This window comes from Trebonia sp. (genome assembly GCF_049794275.1).
In the GTDB taxonomy this organism is placed as follows: domain Bacteria; phylum Actinomycetota; class Actinomycetes; order Streptosporangiales; family Streptosporangiaceae; genus Trebonia.
Genome location: NZ_JBARCR010000354.1, coordinates 1 through 2,280 on the forward strand (window position 1 = coordinate 1; position 2,280 = coordinate 2,280).

The following is a 2,280-nucleotide window of genomic DNA, read 5'->3' on the forward strand; positions in this document are numbered from 1 at the left end:
GGCCGCGGGGGCGGCGGCCGCCTTGACGTCCTCGGCCTGGACGCGCTCGGCCTCCGCCAGCAGCTTGTGGCCGGTGCTCAGGATCACGATGCCGAGCAGCACGGCCCCGGCGCCGAGATAGAACGGGAAGTGGATGTTCACGGCGATGACGAGCCGGCCAGCGGCATACGGGGCCAGGCCGCCGCCGATGAACCGCACGAAGCTGTAGGCGGCGGATGCGACGGGGCGTTCCACCGGGGACACGGTCATCACGGCCTGGGTGGTGACCGTGTTGTTCACCCCGCAGAAGATCCCCGACACGATCGTGAGCACGATCAGCACGGGCCGGTCCAGCGTCCAGATCGCGATGCCCAGGATGATCAGCGCGAACACGAAGAGGTTGGCGTACATGGTCCTGGCGATGCCGAGCCGCTCCTGCAGCCGCGGCGCGCCGAAGACGGCGAAGATCGCGACGAGGATGCCCCACCCGCAGAAGACCAGGCCGAGCTTGATCGGGCTCAGGTCCATCGGGAACGGGGCGTACCCGAGGATCGTGAAGAAGCCCCAGTTGTAGCAGAGCGCGGTCAGCGCCATGATCAGCAGCCCGCGGTGCCGCAGCGCCTTGAACGGCGCGGACAGGCTGGTCTTCTGCGCCGGTTTGGGGGTGGGCTCGACGAGCACGACGGTGGCGATCAGCGCGATCGCCATCAGCACCGACACGCCGAAGAACGGCCCGCGCCAGCTGATCTCGCCGAGCGTCCCGCCGAGCAGCGGGCCGACCGCGATGCCGAGGCCGAGCGCGGTTTCGTAGAGCACGATGGCGCCGGCGAAGCCGCCGCTGGCCGACGCGACGATGACGGCCAGCGAGGTCGCGATGAACAGCGCGTTCCCGACGCCCCAGCCTGCCCGGAACCCGATAATGTCGCCGAGCGAGCCGGAGGCGCCCGCCAGCCCGGCGAAAACCACGATCAGGATCAGCCCGGCGATCAGCGTCCGCTTGGCGCCGATCCTGCTGGACACCCAGTTGGTGATCAGCATCGCCACGGCGGTGACGACCAGGTAGCTGGTGAACAGCAGCGTGACCTCGCTAGGCGAGGCGTGCAGCTGGTTGGAGATCGCGGGCAGGATCGGGTCGACGAGGCCGATGCCCATGAAGGACACCACGCAGGCGAACGCGACGGCGAACACGGCTTTCGGCTGCTTGAACGGGCTCGCTGTCGAGCCCGGGCGGGCGCCACTCATTGGTGAACTGTGCTCCGTTCTGGAATTTGCGAGATGCCGGGACGCCCGGCGGGAGGTTAGGCGAGCGCCGGCTGCTCGTCGCGGCGCGCGGCGGCCAGGGCATCTAGCGCCGGCACCGCCGCGGCGAGCGCGGCCTGGTACTCCGGGCTGAGCTGGGTGAGGATGACGGCCAGCTTCGCGGCGCGCCCGGCACGGCGGCGCGCCAGCGTCGCCCGCCCCTCGTCGGTGATGCGCACCTGGACGACACGCCCGTCTGCTACGTCGGCCTCGCGGCGCACCAGTCCATCGTCCTCGAGTCGGCTGATCAGCTGTGTCATCGCGGGCTGGGTCACGCCCGCCAGGGCCGCGAGCGCCGTGAGGCGCCGCGGCCCCTGGCGTTCGAGGGTGGCCAGCGTGGCGACCGAGGTCATGGACAGCCCGCTCGGCTGGCTCAGCGCACGGAGCAGGCTGACGACCCGCTCAAGCCCCGCGGCCAGGTCAGCGGCCAGCCTGTCGACGGCGGCGTCCCTAGAATTTTCCATAAGACATTTATATCACATCCTTATGTATCTCTGCCCGCCACCCGACGCTCCTCGACTTGCAGGGTTTGCAGCGCTGAGGTCTTTGGCTGCCCTTGCGGGACGGCTCAGCGACAGAGCCGCGGAGTCCTCCCCGGCCCCGCCCGCCCCGCGGCTCGCACGCCCACCGTCAGCGGGTCCGCGCCGGCCGGCTCGAGCCCGCTGATTTCATGATCACGAAAGAAAATCGCGCGCATAGGACGATTTTTCTTCGTGATCATGCTGAGCGCCGCGGCTGAGGTCCTCGCCGGGGCCCCCCGGCCGCCGTAGACCCACGCCTTTCAACGTCTGTAGGGCGTGATCGCCCGGAGCAGACGTGATCCGAGCACTGCCCATTCAGTAGCAGGGGTCACTCCCGTTCACCTTGCGCACGAAATAACCATTTCTGCGGCTAAGTGCCCGGTCACAGATGGTCACGCCGTGCACAAGGTGCGCTTCGGTGCGCATGGTCGCCAACCCTGTGGAACTGTCCGACCTTGTCCGGGGATCGGGGGTTGGCCGG

The 2,280-nt window shown here is 69.1% G+C and carries 2 protein-coding genes; both read right to left on the bottom strand.

The window, feature by feature from the left end; all coding sequences use genetic code 11:
• The coding region (locus WA805_RS09775; protein ID WP_425242177.1) for an MFS transporter at positions 1-1,221 on the bottom strand (1,221 nt) is incomplete at its 3' end.
• Positions 1,222-1,277: 56 nt separating this feature from the next.
• Positions 1,278-1,742, bottom strand: coding sequence for a MarR family winged helix-turn-helix transcriptional regulator (locus WA805_RS09780; protein WP_425242178.1), 465 nt, complete (start codon positions 1,740-1,742; stop codon positions 1,278-1,280).
• Between the last annotated feature and the right edge of the window lie 538 nt (positions 1,743-2,280).